Here is a 16,586-nt window from a genome sequence, read left to right as displayed (position 1 = left end):
AGTTCAGAAGATTAGCTGGTAAGGGGCGGTCAGGCAAGGCTGACAGCCCGTTCTGGAGGTAGTACGCGCTACAAGGGCTTTGAGTTAACCATAGGCCTTTTCTTCCGGGCCCTGCCACTTTCTAGCCCCGCCTGTCAACCCTTCCCCGGGCTCTCCCCGTACAACGGTATACTCTGGGAAGTCCCGGCGTAGTCATTTGTACCGTTTTATCTTAAGTAAAGGAGAAAGAACCATGACCAAAGGAAAAGGCGAGAATAGCCCAAAACAGAACAGACCTGATCAAGACAGAAGCTGGCAGGAAGTGAACAGCCAGGATGATAACCTGAACAACAGCAACCGCCATAACAATAACCCGCCCTTTGAAGGCTCCCCTGAAACCCGTTCCAACCCCCAGGGTTCCGGCAGCGGAAACCAGAAATCCAGCAACAATGACCAGGAAGACCGGAGTACTGGCGCCGGGGTGAGCGGACAGCCCAACAGCGAGCACAACCACAACCCAGACCAGGGCAATAACGCGCCCAAATTCCAGGACGGTCCGGTAGCCGGCGGTGCTGATAACACCCGCGGCGAGAACGTCCCTTCCCGGGAAGGCCACGGCGGCGGCGCCAAGAAAGGCAAGTTTGACCCAGAGCAGCACAGTCCGCAGGGTTCCAATGCCAACCCCTCAGACACCCGCGGGGCAGATTCCTCAGACAAGGAGTTCCGGAACAACCAGCCCAACGCCAGTACCCTCCAAGGCCACAAAGACAAAGAAGGCTCAGATAACGGGAAAGAGTAAATTCCCTCTTCCTTATGAAAGGCGACAGGTGATTTCTCGCCTGTTTTCAGCAAAAGACCCGGAAACCACCGGGTCTTTTGTTTTCCTGCCAAAGCAGGAAAGGTTGGGCAGGAAGCCTGCTTTGCCGTATCTTCGCATAACCCGTCTGCCCCGCGGCAGGCTTTAAAGTAGGAACTATGGAAGCACAAGAGAATGTGATTACCCCTGAGGTGGTGGCGCTGAGCCTCCCGTTTGAGGAGTATCTGACGCTGGTGCGCGAGGCAGTGGCCCAAGGCAAGTCGACCGGTCTGGACCAATCAGCGTTTCTGGCCCAGCTCAACCAAGACAACCTGGTCATCATGGAACGCACCTTCCAGACCCCGCTGCGGCCAGACCTGGTGGACATGGTCAAGGCCTTGCCCCGCCCGCAGCTCTGGCTAGTGCTTACCGAAGGGTGGTGCGGTGATGCCGCGGTACACCTGCCGGTACTGGCTGCCCTGGCCCAGCAATCTGAGCAGGTGGAGCTGAGAACCCTGCTGCGCACCGAGCACCCCGCCGTCATGGACGCTTACCTTACCAACGGGGGCAAAAGCATTCCCAAGCTGATTGCCCTTGATGCCCAGACCTTGCAGCCGCTGGGCTCCTGGGGTCCCCGGCCGCAGGTATTGCAGGAGTTTGTCTTAGACCTCAAGAAGCAGGAACTGCCCCTGCTGGAATTCATCAAAAAGTCTTTGCAGCACTCAGAGGAGAACAACGGTGTGGCCCTGCAGGCCGAACTTCTTGACCTGTTGCCGCAGTGGATTAAAGCTTCTCTGGGGTAACATGGCCAAGGTTCTCAAGAGACACCCCTTCCAGCGGGACTGGCGCCGCGACCTGCTCATTGCTGGCCTCATCAGCATGTTGCTGGCCATGGCCTTGCTGCTGTATACCTTCGGGCTTACCAGCGACTTTATTTTCCGGTTGTTCAACGCGTTCCTGGTGGTGTTTATCTTGCTGGCTGGTACCGCCTTTGTTATTGTGCCCGGCGTGAACTGGGTTTTCATGCGGTTCTCTAAAAAGAAGCCCAAAACCACCAAAGCGGCACCCCGGCAAGCGGCGGCCCCTAAACGTAACCTGCCCAAGATCAACCGGACCGAAGACTGAAGAGCTCTGAGTTATGAGTCCTGAGTTATGAGTCCTGAGTCTTGTGTCTTGTGTCTTGTGTCTTAAGTCTTGCGTCTTATGTCTTGCGTCTTGAGACACTCTTTCTAAGGTTTCTTTGTTAGTTGGTAAAACTGGTGCACCTTCACGCCAGGAACCAAAACCACATAGCCATGGAACATCACATATATATCAAGAACATGGTGTGCCCGCGGTGCATTGCCACGGTCACTGAGGTGTTGTCGCAACAGGGGCTGGCGGTGCAGGAGGTAAAGCTCGGCGAAGCCGTGGTGGATACCCCGGAGGAGTTTGACCCCACGGCTCTTTCAGCAGCCTTACAGGTCCACGGGTTTGAACTGCTCCAGGAGAAAGACGAACAGCTCACGGATCTGATCAAAACCACGCTGCTGGAATACCAACGGCAACTGGAAGAAGCCTACCAACCCATCACTACCTCGGTGTACTTGGCAGAGAAACTGGGTTTGTCTTACCAGCACCTGAGCAAGGTTTTCTCGCAGCAGACCGGTACTACGCTGGAGAAATACCTTATCCGGCTCAAGATTGAGCGGGTGAAAGAGCTTATCTCTTACGGAGAACTCACCCTGAGCGAGATTGCGCACCGGTTGCAGTACAGCAGCGTGCAGCACCTCTCCAACCAGTTCAAGAAAGTCACCGGCGTTTCCGTCACCGATTTCAAAAAAGACCCTTCTATTGCGCGGCTTCCGCTGGATAAACTGGCGTAAAAGCGAATTTTGCACAACTGGGCGCCTTGTTTTATAACAACGGCCAGAATGAGTAGGCGTAAAAAGAAAGGTACCAGCCGCAGGAAAGGCAGACCCGGCTTCTCTGCGGCGGGCACCTGTTGTATGTTCCACTTAACGCCCAAGCCTTATGCAAAACACCCAGAATAGAACCGTCATTGATGCCTTACACGCCTGTATCATTGCGTGTGAGAACTGCGCCACCATGTGCCTGCAGGAAGACCACGTGCAAATGATGGCCCGCTGCATTCAGATGGACCGCGACTGCGCCGATGTCTGCCGCCTCACCGCCACCTTGCTGGCCCGAGGCTCCCAGCACGGCAAGCACCTGCTGCGGGAGTGTATTGAGGTCTGCGAAGCCTGCGCCGCCGAGTGTGCCCAACATGACCACGACCATTGCCAGGAATGCGCCGAGGCCTGCCGCCGCTGTGCGGAAGCCTGTCGGTCTCTGGCAGCTTAACGATTCTACCCTAAGAGAACAGGACAGCCGGCAATCCCGGCTGTCTTCTTTTTGTAGTCTTTTCTTTAAAATACCTCTGAAATCAGTTTTGATTCTTCAGCTACTTGCCTACAGATCTCTGTCCTTTTCCCAAAAGAGCCACGTAAATCCCTCCTCTTTAGCCAGCACCTGATTCCCGCTGGAAAGATTTTCTCCCGTCTCCAGACCTGTGCTTTTCCTGGTGCAGAAAACAGTCTGTTTGCTAAGTTAAACAGGCCAGCCTTTTTCTTGCTGTAGCTGCTTTCCAGGTCATTTACGGAAGCGGTTTGCTCCCCAAATTCCATAACAATCGGCGTAAAATCTGTAACAAGAAATCCTCTTGGTTGTGATTTCTTTGTCCCTACGGCTGAAGCCTTTTCTTCGGCCACGTATGTAAGAAAACCATAGACCAAGCTCAGTACATATGGCGCATTCACATTCTCACGGACACGGGCATGGCCACAGTCATGGGTTACCGGCCTCCGGATACCTGAACAAGGCCTTCCTGTGGGGCATCGGGCTGAACCTCTGCTATGTGGCAGCTGAGGCCGGGGCCGGCTGGTGGTACAACTCGCTGGCCTTGCTCACTGACGCGGGCCATAACTTCACAGATGTCATCAGCCTGCTGCTGGCCTATCTGGCGCTGAAACTCGCCCAGCGAAAACCCACCCACCGCTTTACCTACGGCTTCGGGAAAAGCACCACCCTGGTTTCTTTGCTCAATGCCATGCTGTTGCTGGTGGCAGTAGGCGCCATTGGTTGGGAGGCAGTGGGGCGGTTGGGAAGTGCGCCCGCGCTCAACGGCACCGCCATCTCCCTGGTGGCGCTGGTGGGCATTTTCATCAATGCCGGCACCGCCCTCTTGTTCTTCCGCGACAAAGACCATGACATCAACGTGAAAGGCGCCTACCTGCACATGGCCGCCGATGCGCTGGTGAGCCTGGGTGTGGTGCTGGGCGGGGTGATCATGTACTATACCAACTGGTTCTGGGTAGACGCCGTTTTGAGTCTGGCCATCATGGTGGTGATTGTCTGGAGCACCTGGGGCCTGCTGGTAGAATCACTGCGCCTTACCCTGGATGCCGCTCCGCAGAACCTGGATGTGCGGGCCATCCGGCAACATCTGCTGGAAATCCCCGGCGTGACGGAGGTGCATGACCTGCACGTGTGGGCCATGAGCAGCACCGAGAACTCGCTGACCGCGCACCTGGTGGTGGAAGACGCCTATCAAGACACGCAACTGACCCAGATCCAGGAAGAACTGGGTCACCAATTCGGTCTTCAGCACGTGACCCTGCAGGTAGAGCGCGGTGCCCCGAACCCTGCCTGTGTCCAGGACGGGGTGTACCATTAAGTCCGCTTGACTTGCTTGCTGCCAGCTTCCCGTTAAGGGCCTCTTTGCAGAAAACAACCGAAAAACACCTCACCCCAGCGGGGCCGTGCACGTATAGAAGAGTTCACCAAAACTTCTAAGCCTATGCGTACCGAGTATAAACCGGCCATTGATGCGTTGCTGGCCTGTATAGCGGCCTGCGACCATTGTGCCACCGCCTGCCTGCAGGAAGAAGAAGTGAAAAAGATGGCCCGCTGCATTCACTTGGACTTGGACTGCGCCGATTATTGTCGGTTGACCGCTTCGTTTTTGTCTAAGGGGTCTGAACATGCCCGGCTGGTGCTGCGCCAATGCGTGGAGATCTGCGAGGCCTGCGCAGTAGAATGCGAACGCCATGCCCAGGATCATTGCCAGGCCTGTGCCGCCGCCTGCCGCCACTGCGTGGAGGTGTGCCAAGAGCTGATCCCGAGGTCTGACTTGGTGGCCGAGCTGCTTTCGGCGGCCAATGCCTCAGATGATGTATAAGCGCTTTTTACCCTTTCCCTAGAAATAGCCCGTAAACTAAAGAAGCTTCCTTTGCTACGTAGGTGGTGAAGGAAGCTTCTTTGTTTTCAGGTAGGGGCAACCCTGGTGGTGGCCCTTTTCCGTTCCCAACGCATGAGGCAGGTTCCAGATTGATCAGGTCTCTCCTTTGTCTACCTGTTTACAAGCGTTACCGGTCAGGGCAACCACAAGGGTTGCCCCTGCCGTTCACCCGTTCCAAAACATGGTTTGCTTACAGCCAAACTAAAATCCTGCACGTCTTCTATAAAATTGTGTAAAGACATGGGTAAAGCTATCTTCTAGATTGCGCATCCATTCAACAGAACTTTGATGCAGCCCGAAAGCCAAACCATACCGCTTCAAGAAAAGCAAACGGCCTATGATGTCATGGTGATCGGCGCCGGACAGGCGGGTCTGGCCTTGGGCTATTACCTGCACCTCCAGAACAAGAACTTCTTATTAGTAGACGCAGCCCCTCGCCTGGGTGACTCCTGGCGCAACCGGTATGACTCTCTGCGCCTCTTCACGCCCGCAGAGTATTGCCACCTGCCGGGCTGGCCGCTGCAACTGCCCAAAGGCTATTACCCTTCTAAAAACGAGATCGCCGATTATCTGGAACAGTACGCCGCCCATTTCAAGTTGCCGGTGGCGTTACAGCAGGAGGTGATCTCCCTGACCAAAGAGGAGGGTATTTTCCATATCCAGACCACCTCAACTTCCTTCCTGGCCCGGCAAGTGGTGATTGCCACGGGACCGTTTCAGGCACCTTTTATTCCAGAATACCCCACGGCCCCTTCAGCGGATCTGGTGCAGATCCACAGCGCCCACTACCGTAGTCCAGCCCAGATTCCGGCTGGCAAGGTGCTGGTGGTGGGGGCCGGGAACTCAGGGGCTCAGATTGCCGTGGAGTTAGCCCGCACACATGAGGTGCATCTTTCGGTGAAGAAGCCGCCACGGTTCTCGTCCCTAACCAAATGGGGGAAGAGTGTGTTCTGGTGGGCCACTAAAACCAAGGTCCTCTACGCCTCCCCTTCCTCTTTTATAGGAAACCGGCTCCGCCGCGACAGTGACCTCATTTATGGTCTGGAATTAAAAGAACTGCTCCAAAACAAGAAGGTCTCCCTTCGGCCGGCCATCACGGGCTTTGGGCAAGAGCACATCACGTTCCAGGATGGTACCCACACCCGTTTCCAGAGCATCGTCTGGGCCACCGGCTTTAAGCCGGACTATGGCTGGCTCCAGCTTCCCGGCGCCTTGGGTTCTAACGGACAGCCGGTGCACCAGCAAGGGATCAGCCCGGTAGCGGGGTTGTTTTACCTGGGGCTTTCCTGGCAGCGGAGCCGTGGTTCTGCCTTGTTGCTGGGCGCCGGAAAAGACGCGCAGTTCATCGCGGAGCAGTTAACATAGAAGGTTTTAGCCGACTTACATGACCTTGCCCGCCGCCCTACGCGAATTATATAACCACCGCCTATAATCCTGTAACGACCCCGCCTCTTGCCTGCCGTATCTTTGTAATAGAAATTGATCTGACGTTAAAACATACTACTATGGCAACCCTCACCAAAGAAAAACCGAAACCTGCCATAAAGGAAAGCTTTCCTATAGATGGCATGACGTGTGCCGCCTGCGCCGTGAGCGTGGAGTCTATGCTGCAGGCCCAGCCGGGGGTAGAAAGCGCCGCCGTGAACTTCGCCAATAAAAGCGTTTTGGTAGAATATGCGCCCGGCACTGACCTGACCACATTGCAAAAAGCCCTGCAGAGCGTGGGCTATGATATGCTCCTCCAAAAAGAGGAGGCTACCCCCGAAGCGCAGGAAGCCCGTGAGCAGGAGGCCTACCAACGCATCAAGACCAAGACCATCTGGGCCGCGGCCCTGTCTTTGCCGGTGGCGGTGATTGGCATGTTCTTCCACCACATGCCCTACGGCAACTGGATCATGCTCGCTTTCACCATTCCGGTGGTGTTCTGGTTTGGCCGTAACTTCTACGTGAACGCGGTGAAGCAGGCCCGCCACGGCAAAGCCAACATGGATACGCTGGTGGCCCTGAGCACCGGCATCGCGTTCCTGTTCAGTGCTTTCAACACGTTCTACCCAGAGTTCTTCCTGTCAAGGGGCCTGGAGCCGCATGTGTACTATGAGGCGGCCACGGTCATCATCGCGTTTATTCTGCTGGGCAAGCTTTTAGAGGAACGGGCCAAAAGCCGCACCTCGGGCGCTATTAAAAAGCTCATGGGCTTACAGCCGAAATCTGTGAAAGCCTTACGCAACGGCCAGGAGATTGAATTGCCCATTGAAGAGGTGCTGGTGGGCGATGTGCTGCTGATCAGGCCCGGCGAGAAAATTCCGGTAGACGGACGCGTGGTAGCGGGTTCCTCCTTTCTAGACGAGAGCATGATCAGCGGCGAGCCGATGGCGGTGGAGAAAAAAACCGGCGACCAGGTGTTCACAGGCACCATCAACCAGAAAGGCAGTCTCCAGATCTCCGCGGAGAAAGTAGGTGCCCAGACGCTTCTGGCCCAGATTATCAAAATGGTGCAGGAAGCACAGGGCTCCAAAGCGCCCGTGCAGAAACTCACCGATAAGATTGCCGGCATCTTTGTGCCCATTGTGATAGGGATTGCCCTGCTGAGTTTTGCGGCCTGGTACTTCCTGGGCGGCGACAACAACGTGACGCACGCGCTGCTGGCGCTGATCACGGTGCTAATCATTGCCTGTCCTTGCGCGCTGGGCCTGGCTACGCCCACCGCCATCATGGTGGGCGTGGGACGCGGGGCCGAGAACGGGATTCTGATCAAAGACGCCGAAAGTCTGGAAACGGCCCATAAACTCACGGCCATCGTGTTGGACAAAACCGGCACCATCACCAAAGGAAAACCCGAGGTCACGGAACTGCAGTGGGCCGTGCCCCAGGAAGAGCAAGCCAGACTGGCGGCGGTGCTGCTGGCCATGGAAAACCAGTCTGAACACCCGCTGGCCGAGGCCGTTTCAAAGCACCTCACCGAGCTTGGCGTGAAACCCGCGCTGCTGGAGCAGTTCCAGAGCGTGACCGGTCGCGGAGTACAGGCCCACTACCAAGGCCAAACCTTTTGGCTAGGGAACCAGAACCTGATGCAGGAGAACGGGCTCCGCTTCTCGGCTGAATTTGAAGAAACGGCCCAGAAACTGAAAGCCCAGGCCAAGACGGTCGTCTTCGCGGGTACCCAGGGACAGGTGGTCGCGCTTATCGCCATCGCAGATGCCATCAAAGAAACATCGGCGCAAGCCGTGAAAGATCTGCAAAACCTGGGGCTACAGGTGTACATGCTCACCGGCGACAATGCCCAGACCGCCGCCGCCGTGGCCCAACAGGTGGGGCTGCAGCACTTCAAAGCCGAGGTCATGCCCCAGGACAAAGCCGATTTCATTCAGGAGCTGCAGCGCCAGGGGCACGTAGTAGGCATGGTGGGCGACGGCATCAATGACTCTCAGGCCCTGGCCCTGGCCGATGTGGGCATTGCCATGGGCCGCGGCACCGACATTGCCATGGACGTGGCCAAGGTCACGCTCATGCATTCCGACCTGAGCGCGATTGCCAAGGCCATCAAACTGAGCAAAGCCACCGTGCGTACCATCCACCAGAACCTGTTCTGGGCGTTTATTTACAACATCATCGGGATTCCGGTGGCGGCTGGTTTGCTGTACCCGCTGTGGGGTTTCCTGCTAGACCCCATGCTGGCGGGGGCGGCCATGGCCCTCAGTTCCGTCTCTGTGGTGACCAACAGTTTGCGCCTCCGAACGTTAAAGCTTTGATAAATTGCTGATTGTTGATTGTTAATTGCTGATTCCTTTCGGGCAGCCATTCTTAATTCCTAATTCTTAATTCCTAATTAAAAACGATATGAGCACGCTGAAATTCAAAACCAATATCAAGTGCGGAGGCTGCATCAGCGCCGTCACTCCTTCCTTAGACAATACGCCGGGCATTTACCAATGGCAGGTAGACACCGCCAACCCAGACAAGATCTTGACCGTGGAAGGTGATGCTACTTCTGAGACCGTTATCAAGGCCGTGGAAACCGCCGGGTATCAGGCGACCAAGGTTGAAGACTAAGTTATTCTATTCACTTTCAAACAAAAGGGCCACCTGAAAACAGGTGGCCCTTTTGTTTGTGCTCCCGCCAAGCATACCATTCCGGGAACCGGAAGCTCTAGCGGTCGCTTTGGCCGTATTTTTCTGAAAATGCCCTGAAAGACCACGCCAACCATGCTGGGGCTTATCTTAATATAGAGATTTATCAATAAGTTTACTTTTGCAACGTTTCCTTGTAAACTACTCTACTGGCATGGTCAAACATCTTCTGCTTGGGTCTCTCCTCTTTTTCAGTTGCCTTCTCCCTTTCACCAGCCTAGCCCAAACCACTTCCTCTGCTCCTACTGCAATTGGGAAATACCGGTACCTGCTTTTGGCCAAAGCCGGCACCATCTCCCGCTACCGCATCCAGATAGGCGAATCCATCACCTTTAAGCGTTTCCAGGACAAGAAACTCCAGACCATGACCGTGCTAGACGTGCGGGGCGATGCTTTTTTTGTGGAGGGCTTACGGGTACCCCTGAAGGAAGTAGAGAAAATCCGTCTTCAGAACCATACCGGGGGCCGCAAGGTAGCCAGTTTTGTAGGAACTCTTTTCAAGGCCGGGGGCAGCATCTTCACCCTGGTTGGCGGCGTGAATGCTTTAACCAACCTCAGCGAGAAGGAGAAGTCTGACCGCACAGACGGTCTCCAGACCATGGGCGCCGCCCTCACCCTGTACGCCGTCGGCGAAGGCCTGCACGTGCTGCGCAGAGGCACCTACCGCATCAATGAAAAATGGACGCTGAAAGTCATTGAGATGTATTGATCTCGCCTGACTTCCAACGTCCATTTCTGTTTTAGCCGTTTTTCTAAAAACCAGCCCCTAAACAAGAAGCACCCTTTTACCGAATCATCTTCTAGTTGTAATGATCTAGCACGCATTCCGTCCCCCTTTGAAGGGGGTAGGGGGATGATTTCACCTGCTGATCATGGCGTTCCCGAGGATGCTGGTAGGGGCAAACCCTTGTGGTTGCCTGGCGCGTAGCCGAGGTTGAACGGTTCTAGAAGCGGCCTGGTCATCCCCCTACCCCCTTTGAAAGTAGGACCGTTAAGTTCTACTTTGAAGCCTTAAACTGGGGTGGAGTTCCATGCCATTCTTGCATAGTTTGAGGCTTTCGCCTCACTGAAGTTGAAACCTTCAGCTCCTTTTAGGTCCAAGTTAGAAACTTGAACCAGCTATATTTTTAGAACTTAACGGCCCTACCCCCTTCAAAGGGAGATGGAACGCGTGACTTCCAGCCGATTTTAAGAACTACAAGACAACATAGAGCAGCCGGCTTTCTGGCTGGCCCAGTCGGGGCGCTTGGCGAAGAACTCGTCATGGTTTCTAGAGTACGGGTCTTTCAGGGCGGCCTGAAGTTTCAGGAACAGCTGGTTCTCCCCTTTCTCCAGTTCCTCAATGGCCTGGTGTAACAGGTAGTTCCGGAGGATGAACCGGGGATTAGCTTTCCGCATCTTCTGGGCAGCTGCCTCGCGGGGCCCGGTGTTGGCAGACAGGCGCGCGGCATAGTCCGTGATCAGGCTCAACAGCATGGCACGTTCCCCTTTTTCCAGGTCCCGGTAAAAACTGGGTTGAAAATGGGCCACTACGTCCTCTTCGGTACCTACTTCCTGCGGCAGGTCTATGAGCAACTGGAAGAAGATGGTCATGTCCAGGTTAAGGGTGTAGAGGGTTTGGGTGAAACGAGTGATCAGTTCCTGATCGGTGGCCTGCACCTGGTCTAGCCCCAGCTTGTCGCCCATCATGGCGTAATACTTCCCATGGAAGAAATCCGGGTAGGTTTCCAGAATGGCTACCAACTCCTCGGTGCCCTCCAGTAAGGGCGCGATGGCGCTGGCCAGGCAGCCTAGGTTCCAGTAGGCAATGTTGGCCTGCTTCCCGAAGGCGTAGCGGCGCCCCGGCAAGTCGGTGGTGTTGGGCGTGAAGTCAGGATCGTAATCGTCTAGGAAGGAATAGGGGCCGTAGTCAATGGTAAGACCCAGGATAGACATGTTATCGGTGTTCATGACGCCGTGCACGAAACCTACGCGCATCCAGTCTACCATGAGCAGAGCCGTTTTCTCCATGATTTCCTTGAACCAGGCCAGAATCCGGCCTTCGCCCTGCAGGTGCGGGTAGTAGCGGTCAATAGTCCAGTCTACCAGTTTCCGCAGGTTCTCGTTCTCCCGGCGGGCCGCCGGCATCTCAAAGCTCCCGAACCGCAGGAAACTAGGCGCCACGCGCATCACAATGGCACCGGGTTCATACCCTGGGTTGCCGTTGTAGAACATATCGCGCAGCACCTGGTCACCGGTAGACACCAGGCTCAACGCTCTGGTGGTAGGTACGCCCAGATAGTGCATCGCCTCGCTCATGAGGTATTCCCGCACCGAGGACCGCAGCACGGCCCTTCCGTCGGCGCGGCGGCTGTACGGGGTCATGCCCGCCCCTTTGAGCTGCAGTTCCCAGGACTTCCCGTCTGGGGCTTCCCACTCGCCCAAAGTAATGGCGCGGCCATCGCCTAGCTGCCCGGCCCAGTTGCCGAACTGGTGCCCGGCGTAGCAGGCGGCGTAGGGGTACATAGACGGAGCCACGTGGTTTCCGCCCAGCACATCCACGTCTTTCTGGTCAGTGGGTTTCTCAATGCCCAATTCCTGCGCCAGTTCCTCAGACCAGGCCAACACCTCGGGCTTTTTGACCGGGGTGGGCACGGTTTTGCTGTACAGCACGCCGGGGGTTTGGCGCGGCTTCAGGTCTCCGCTGTCATCCCCGTCAAAGGCGCTGACGAACTCATTTTTATATTCTTTTTGGCTTAATGACTGCATGTTTTTCTGCTTAGTACAAACTGAATGGGACTGTCCGTGCCCGGAAAATAGGCTGGGGATTCCGCATCTTTTTCAACAAAGGCTACACCGAAAAAGTTGACATGACCCTACCTCTGGTTCTGTTTTTCGCCTTCTTTCTGCGGTTCAAATAGAAGAGAACCCCAGTGGATTGGCCAAAAGTAGCATATTCTTCTTCGCTTCGCAGGCAGGTTTACGTATCTTTAACCATACCAGCATACACTACTGGTTTGTTTTTTTTCACGCGCTTCGGCCTTCTGGCCTAAAACCTGTGTCTCCCATGGCTAAACACCTCTCCCCCACTTTTCTCCTTGGCTTTCTTCTTCTCCTTTTAGGCTGCAACAGCCCCGCGCCTCAGAAGGCTTCCCCCACGGTGGCCCTCCCGCAGAAAGAGAAGAAAGCGGATGACCGGTATGCCCCCAAACCCTACGTGGAACTGACGCACCCGGCCTGGAGCAAGAACGCCACCATCTATGAGGTAAATATCCGGCAGTATACTCCAGAAGGCACGTTCAAAGCCTTTGAGGCGCACCTGCCCCGGCTTAAGAAAATGGGGGTTGATATTCTGTGGCTCATGCCCATTCACCCCATCGGGGAAAAGAACCGGAAGGGCACGTTGGGCAGCTACTACTCGGTGAAGGATTACTACGGCGTTAACCCTGAATTTGGCACCAAGGAAGATTTCAAGGCCCTGGTACAGAAAATCCATACCCTTGGCATGTTCGTGATCCTGGACTGGGTAGCTAACCACTCGGCCTGGGACAACCCGCTCACCCAGCAGCACCCGGAATGGTACACCAAGACCGCTGAAGGCGACTTCCAGCCCACGCCCTGGTATGATTGGGAAGACATCATTGATTTTGACTATACCCAACCCGGCCTCCGGAAATACATGACCGAGGCGCTCACCTATTGGGTGCGGGAACTGGATGTGGACGGCTACCGCTGCGACGTGGCCGGTTTCATGCCCGTTGATTTCTGGGAGAACGCCCGCGCGGAGCTGGACGCCATAAAGCCCGTGTTCATGCTGGCCGAGTGGGAATCACGGGATCTGCACAAAAAAGCCTTTGACATGACCTACTCCTGGAGCCTGTGGGACCGGCTGCACGAGGTGACCACGGGCCAGAAGCCCATCCACGGCCTGGTGGAATACATGGCCCATGATGTGAGTTCGTTCCCCAGAGGCGGCTACCGCATGACCTTCACTGATAACCACGACAAGAATTCCTGGGCCGGAAACCAGTACGCCAACTTTGGTCCGGGCCTGGAAGCGGCCATGGTCATGACCTCGGTGGTGAACGGCATGCCTCTGGTCTACAGCGGGCAGGAAGCGGGCCTGAACCGTTCGCTCAGGTTTTTCGAAAAAGACACCATCACCTGGAAACCGCACCGGAACGCCGAAATCTACACCAAGCTGTTTGCCTTGAAGCACAAAAACCAGGCGCTCTGGAATGGGGAATGGGGCGGCGAGATGGTCAGGATCTACAACGACAAGCCAGACCAGGTGATTTCCTTCTACCGCGAGAAGAACGGCAACAAGGTCATTCCCATCATTAACTTCAGCAACCAGCGGGTAAAAGTGAAACTCAACTCAAAAAGCCAGGCTGGCCGTTACAAAGAACTGTTCACCAATGACAGCTACCAGCTGAAGGGCGATGACGAGATCACCCTGGGGCCCTGGAAATACCTGGTGCTGCACAGTGACCAGACAGCGCCCATCTAAACCGCTCCTGGTTTCTGCTCCCTTTCAGGAAAAACAGACGGAAAGAAGGTTTCATGGTAAGGCGTACGGGCAACAGTTTCAAGACAACCGCTTTACCAGGTAACACCAAAAACGGCTTTTTGTACCGATTAACTCCGCTCTTAGCGAGGGTTGTCGGTACAAAAAGCCGTTTTGCTTTCTTAGGTGAAGGTAAAAAGCGTTTCTGCGCCGTTTTATGAAGAATGCCCCGTTTTCTTTTTGCCCGAGGCCCAGGGCATCAACTTCCAGATTTCCATCAAGACCACAGCGCCCAAGGCTAAACCGGCGGCATATTGCCACTCAGCCCACCCAAACGTAGCCGGGATAGAGAAAATCTCCCTTACGCCCGGCAGTACCGTGAGACCATACAACCCGAAGCAAAGCAAGACCGCGCCCAGCACATATTTGTTCTCAAAGAAACCAGCCCCAAAGACGGTCTGCGTATTGGAACGGGCGGCAAACGTCTGCAACGTACGAGCCAGAATAAGGGTAGTAAAAGCCATGGCAATGCTCATCTCAGGGGAGTGCTGCAAGCCCAGGTACTGTGACACAATCACCGCTGCCCCAATAAGAATACCCCGCATGAGCACGGACTTTAACGTGCCGCCGGCAAAAATGCCTTCGTTGATGTCACGGGGTTTGCGCTGCATTACGTTGGGTTCCGCGTTTTCCATGCCCAGGGCAATGGCCGGCAGTGAGTCATTGAGCAGGTTGATGAAGAGCAATTGAATGGGTGTGAACGGATTGACCCAGTCCAGGGCCAGCGCAAACAGAATGGCAATGATAGCCCCCAGGTTCCCCGCAAACAGGTAGGCGATCGCTTTCTTGATGTTGTCCAGAACCGTGCGGCCCACCGACACGGCACTGATGATGGACACAAAATTATCGTCGGTGAGGATCATGGCCGAGGCGTCTTTGGCCACATCTGTCCCGCTGCCCATGGCTACGCCGATGTCGGCCTGCTTCAGGGCCGGGGCATCATTCACGCCGTCGCCGGTCATGGCGGTGATCTTGCCTTTGCGTTGCCAGGCCCGCACAATCCTGATCTTGTTTTCTGGCGAAACCCGTGCGTACACGGCAATGTCTTCCAGCTTCTGGTCCAGCTCTTCTTCTGAGAGCGCGTCCAGTTCCTGCCCGGTGACGGCAATGTCGTTTTCATCCATCAGGCCAATGTCACGGCCAATGGCCTGGGCAGTGGTTTTGTGGTCACCGGTGATCATCACGGTCCGGATGCCGGCTACCTTGGCTTCGGCAATGGAAGCGTAGACCTCTTCGCGCGGCGGGTCAATCATGGCGTAGAGGCCCACCAGCACCAGGTCATTCTCGGCCTCAAAGGTAATTTCTGCCCCGTCGGTCAAGGGTTTATAGGCGAACGCCAGCACGCGCAGCGCCCGGTCAGAGAACTCCTCGTTCTGGTTCTGGATGTTGTCCAGCAGGTCTGGCGTGAGGGGCAGTTCCTCGCCGTTGATCAGCACGTGGGTGCAGCGCGAGAACACCACGTCCGGACCGCCCTTGGTGAGCAGCAGGCGCTGGCCGTCCAGGGTATGGACCGTAGACATGAGTTTCCGGTCCGAGTCAAAAGGCAACTCGGCCTCGCGCCGGTACTTTTTTCTAATGTCACCGTACGGGAGCTGGTTCTGGTTGCTGAACGCGATGAGGGCGATCTCTGTGGGGTCACCTATCACGGTTCCGTCTTCATTGATGTGGGAGTCATTACAGAGTACGGCCACCTGCATCAGGCGCCGCGCCGAGGCATTCCACTGGCCCGGTTCCTGGGTTAACTCATCGCCGGTTTTACCGGGCACGAAGAAATCCACCACCGTCATCTTGTTCTGGGTAAGTGTGCCCGTCTTATCAGTACAGATGACACTGGTAGAGCCCAGGGTCTCCACGGCCGGCAATTTCCGGATGATGGCGTGGCGCTTGGCCATTTTATTCGTGCCCACGGCCAATACAATGGTTACAATGGAGGAAAGCGCCTCTGGGATAGCGGCCACCGCCACGGCCACGGCAAACATGAAGGCCTTGAGCAAGGCGCTGGTCATGTCCTGCCCTTCAGGATCAAACCAGACCCGACCCGCCTCCACCCCGAAGATCACAATACAAAGCGCCAGGATAACCCAGCCCAGTTTCTTGCTGAAATCTGCGAGCTTGCGTTGCAGGGGCGTTTGCTTGCTTTCGGCGCTGGCCAGTAAACCGGCTATTTTTCCTATTTCGGTTTTGGTGGCAGTACCGGTGACCACAAAGGCCCCTCGGCCATACACCACCAGCGCGCCGCTGTACACCATATTCTTACGGTCACCCAGGGCCACTTCTTCTGAAATGGTATCGGTGTGTTTCTCCACGGGCACTGACTCGCCGGTGAGCATTCCTTCGTCTATGCGCAAAGAGCTGCCCTGCACCAGTCGTCCGTCCGCTGAGACGTAGTCACCGGCCTCCAGCAGCACCACATCGCCGGGTACCAGTTCGCGGGCGGCCATGGTCTGGGTCACGCCATCGCGCAGGACCTTGGCTGAGGGCGCTGACATCTGCCGAAGCGCGTCTAAGGCTCCTTCGGCCTTTCTGGTCTGCACCACCCCCACCACGGCATTGAGCACCAGTACCGCAAAGATGATGACGGCCTCCATCACCTCGCCCAATACCAACTGCACCGCGGCGGCAATGAGTAGCACAATGACCATGGGATCTTTGAAGGATTCCAAAAAAAGCTTCCAGAGCGGGTCTTTGGTGGCTTCCTCTAATTCATTATACCCATGGGTCTGCAACCGCTCTTGTACTTCTGCTGTGGAGAGGCCTTTTGGGGAAGTTTGTAATTCCTCTAAGACGTGTTCTGCGGGACGTTGATAAAATTCCATGAACTATTAATTAACGAATCACCAGAAAGCCTTTGCCCTATG

Annotated in this window: 15 protein-coding genes; 12 read left to right on the top strand and 3 right to left on the bottom strand. The window is 55.7% G+C overall.

Features of this window, described 5'->3' with window-relative positions; all coding sequences use genetic code 11:
* Positions 1-232 precede the first annotated feature (232 nt).
* The 5 genes from FOE74_RS21380 to FOE74_RS01815 all read left to right on the top strand — a co-directional run bounded on the left by FOE74_RS21380 (position 233) and on the right by FOE74_RS01815 (position 3,118).
* Positions 233-778, top strand: a complete 546-nt coding sequence (locus tag FOE74_RS21380; protein ID WP_225840596.1) for a hypothetical protein — start codon at positions 233-235, stop codon at positions 776-778.
* Between the two features lie 176 nt (positions 779-954).
* A complete protein-coding gene (locus FOE74_RS01830; RefSeq protein WP_149096902.1) occupies positions 955-1,578 on the top strand; it encodes a thioredoxin family protein in 624 nt (207 codons plus the stop codon).
* A 1-nt stretch (position 1,579) separates the two neighbouring features.
* Positions 1,580-1,900, top strand: a complete 321-nt coding sequence (locus tag FOE74_RS01825; protein WP_149096901.1) for a hypothetical protein — start codon at positions 1,580-1,582, stop codon at positions 1,898-1,900.
* 170 nt (positions 1,901-2,070) lie between these two features.
* Entirely contained in the window at positions 2,071-2,640 is a 570-nt protein-coding gene (locus FOE74_RS01820) for an AraC family transcriptional regulator (protein ID WP_149096900.1), read from the top strand.
* Between the two features lie 148 nt (positions 2,641-2,788).
* Positions 2,789-3,118, top strand: a complete 330-nt coding sequence (locus tag FOE74_RS01815; protein ID WP_149096899.1) for a four-helix bundle copper-binding protein — start codon at positions 2,789-2,791, stop codon at positions 3,116-3,118.
* 65 nt (positions 3,119-3,183) lie between these two features.
* Here FOE74_RS01815 and FOE74_RS01810 read toward each other — a convergent pair whose 3' ends face one another.
* Positions 3,184-3,525, bottom strand: a complete 342-nt coding sequence (locus tag FOE74_RS01810; protein ID WP_149096898.1) for a hypothetical protein — start codon at positions 3,523-3,525, stop codon at positions 3,184-3,186.
* A 35-nt stretch (positions 3,526-3,560) separates the two neighbouring features.
* Here FOE74_RS01810 and FOE74_RS01805 point away from each other — a divergent pair, with 35 nt between their 5' ends.
* From FOE74_RS01805 to FOE74_RS01780, 6 genes are all read left to right on the top strand, one after another.
* Positions 3,561-4,490: a cation diffusion facilitator family transporter gene (locus tag FOE74_RS01805; RefSeq protein ID WP_149096897.1), complete on the top strand. Its 930-nt coding sequence runs from the start codon at positions 3,561-3,563 to the stop codon at positions 4,488-4,490.
* A 123-nt stretch (positions 4,491-4,613) separates the two neighbouring features.
* The gene (locus FOE74_RS01800) at positions 4,614-4,994 is read left to right on the top strand and encodes a four-helix bundle copper-binding protein (RefSeq protein ID WP_149096896.1); all 381 of its coding nucleotides are present in this window, start codon (positions 4,614-4,616) and stop codon (positions 4,992-4,994) included.
* 348 nt (positions 4,995-5,342) lie between these two features.
* On the top strand, positions 5,343-6,419 hold the full coding sequence (locus tag FOE74_RS01795; protein WP_225840644.1) for a flavin-containing monooxygenase: 1,077 nt from the start codon (positions 5,343-5,345) through the stop codon (positions 6,417-6,419).
* A 140-nt stretch (positions 6,420-6,559) separates the two neighbouring features.
* The gene (locus FOE74_RS01790) at positions 6,560-8,803 is read left to right on the top strand and encodes a heavy metal translocating P-type ATPase (protein ID WP_149096894.1); all 2,244 of its coding nucleotides are present in this window, start codon (positions 6,560-6,562) and stop codon (positions 8,801-8,803) included.
* Positions 8,804-8,891: 88 nt separating this feature from the next.
* On the top strand, positions 8,892-9,104 hold the full coding sequence (locus tag FOE74_RS01785) for a heavy-metal-associated domain-containing protein (RefSeq protein ID WP_149096893.1): 213 nt from the start codon (positions 8,892-8,894) through the stop codon (positions 9,102-9,104).
* Positions 9,105-9,336: 232 nt separating this feature from the next.
* Positions 9,337-9,891, top strand: coding sequence for a hypothetical protein (locus FOE74_RS01780; RefSeq protein WP_149096892.1), 555 nt, complete (start codon positions 9,337-9,339; stop codon positions 9,889-9,891).
* 479 nt (positions 9,892-10,370) lie between these two features.
* Here FOE74_RS01780 and FOE74_RS01775 read toward each other — a convergent pair whose 3' ends face one another.
* Positions 10,371-11,930 carry a protein adenylyltransferase SelO gene (locus FOE74_RS01775; protein ID WP_149096891.1) on the bottom strand — a complete coding sequence of 520 codons (1,560 nt, stop codon included), beginning with the start codon at positions 11,928-11,930 and terminating at the stop codon, positions 10,371-10,373.
* A gap of 298 nt (positions 11,931-12,228) precedes the next feature.
* Here FOE74_RS01775 and FOE74_RS01770 point away from each other — a divergent pair, with 298 nt between their 5' ends.
* Positions 12,229-13,671 carry an alpha-amylase family glycosyl hydrolase gene (locus FOE74_RS01770; RefSeq protein ID WP_149096890.1) on the top strand — a complete coding sequence of 481 codons (1,443 nt, stop codon included), beginning with the start codon at positions 12,229-12,231 and terminating at the stop codon, positions 13,669-13,671.
* Positions 13,672-13,883: 212 nt separating this feature from the next.
* Here the strand turns inward: FOE74_RS01770 and FOE74_RS01765 are convergent, their stop codons facing one another.
* Complete coding sequence (locus tag FOE74_RS01765) at positions 13,884-16,544, bottom strand: cation-translocating P-type ATPase (RefSeq protein WP_149096889.1); 2,661 nt, start codon at positions 16,542-16,544, stop codon at positions 13,884-13,886.
* Positions 16,545-16,586: the final 42 nt, after the last annotated feature.

Source organism: Rufibacter glacialis, assembly GCF_008271745.1.
In the GTDB taxonomy this organism is placed as follows: Bacteria; Bacteroidota; Bacteroidia; order Cytophagales; family Hymenobacteraceae; genus Nibribacter; species Nibribacter glacialis.
Note: the sequence above shows the minus strand (reverse complement) of the source record. Positions and strands in the feature narration are given on the sequence as shown.

Coding starts and splice junctions, on each gene's coding strand:
- FOE74_RS01795 (WP_225840644.1), top strand. CDS start 5,343: ATGCAGCCCGAAAGCCAAACCATACCGCTTCAAGAAAAGCAAACGGCC.
- FOE74_RS01785 (WP_149096893.1), top strand. CDS start 8,892: ATGAGCACGCTGAAATTCAAAACCAATATCAAGTGCGGAGGCTGCATC.
- FOE74_RS01770 (WP_149096890.1), top strand. CDS start 12,229: ATGGCTAAACACCTCTCCCCCACTTTTCTCCTTGGCTTTCTTCTTCTC.
- FOE74_RS21380 (WP_225840596.1), top strand. CDS start 233: ATGACCAAAGGAAAAGGCGAGAATAGCCCAAAACAGAACAGACCTGAT.
- FOE74_RS01780 (WP_149096892.1), top strand. CDS start 9,337: ATGGTCAAACATCTTCTGCTTGGGTCTCTCCTCTTTTTCAGTTGCCTT.
- FOE74_RS01830 (WP_149096902.1), top strand. CDS start 955: ATGGAAGCACAAGAGAATGTGATTACCCCTGAGGTGGTGGCGCTGAGC.
- FOE74_RS01775 (WP_149096891.1), bottom strand. CDS start 11,930: ATGCAGTCATTAAGCCAAAAAGAATATAAAAATGAGTTCGTCAGCGCC.
- FOE74_RS01820 (WP_149096900.1), top strand. CDS start 2,071: ATGGAACATCACATATATATCAAGAACATGGTGTGCCCGCGGTGCATT.
- FOE74_RS01825 (WP_149096901.1), top strand. CDS start 1,580: ATGGCCAAGGTTCTCAAGAGACACCCCTTCCAGCGGGACTGGCGCCGC.
- FOE74_RS01805 (WP_149096897.1), top strand. CDS start 3,561: ATGGCGCATTCACATTCTCACGGACACGGGCATGGCCACAGTCATGGG.
- FOE74_RS01765 (WP_149096889.1), bottom strand. CDS start 16,544: ATGGAATTTTATCAACGTCCCGCAGAACACGTCTTAGAGGAATTACAA.
- FOE74_RS01815 (WP_149096899.1), top strand. CDS start 2,789: ATGCAAAACACCCAGAATAGAACCGTCATTGATGCCTTACACGCCTGT.
- FOE74_RS01790 (WP_149096894.1), top strand. CDS start 6,560: ATGGCAACCCTCACCAAAGAAAAACCGAAACCTGCCATAAAGGAAAGC.
- FOE74_RS01800 (WP_149096896.1), top strand. CDS start 4,614: ATGCGTACCGAGTATAAACCGGCCATTGATGCGTTGCTGGCCTGTATA.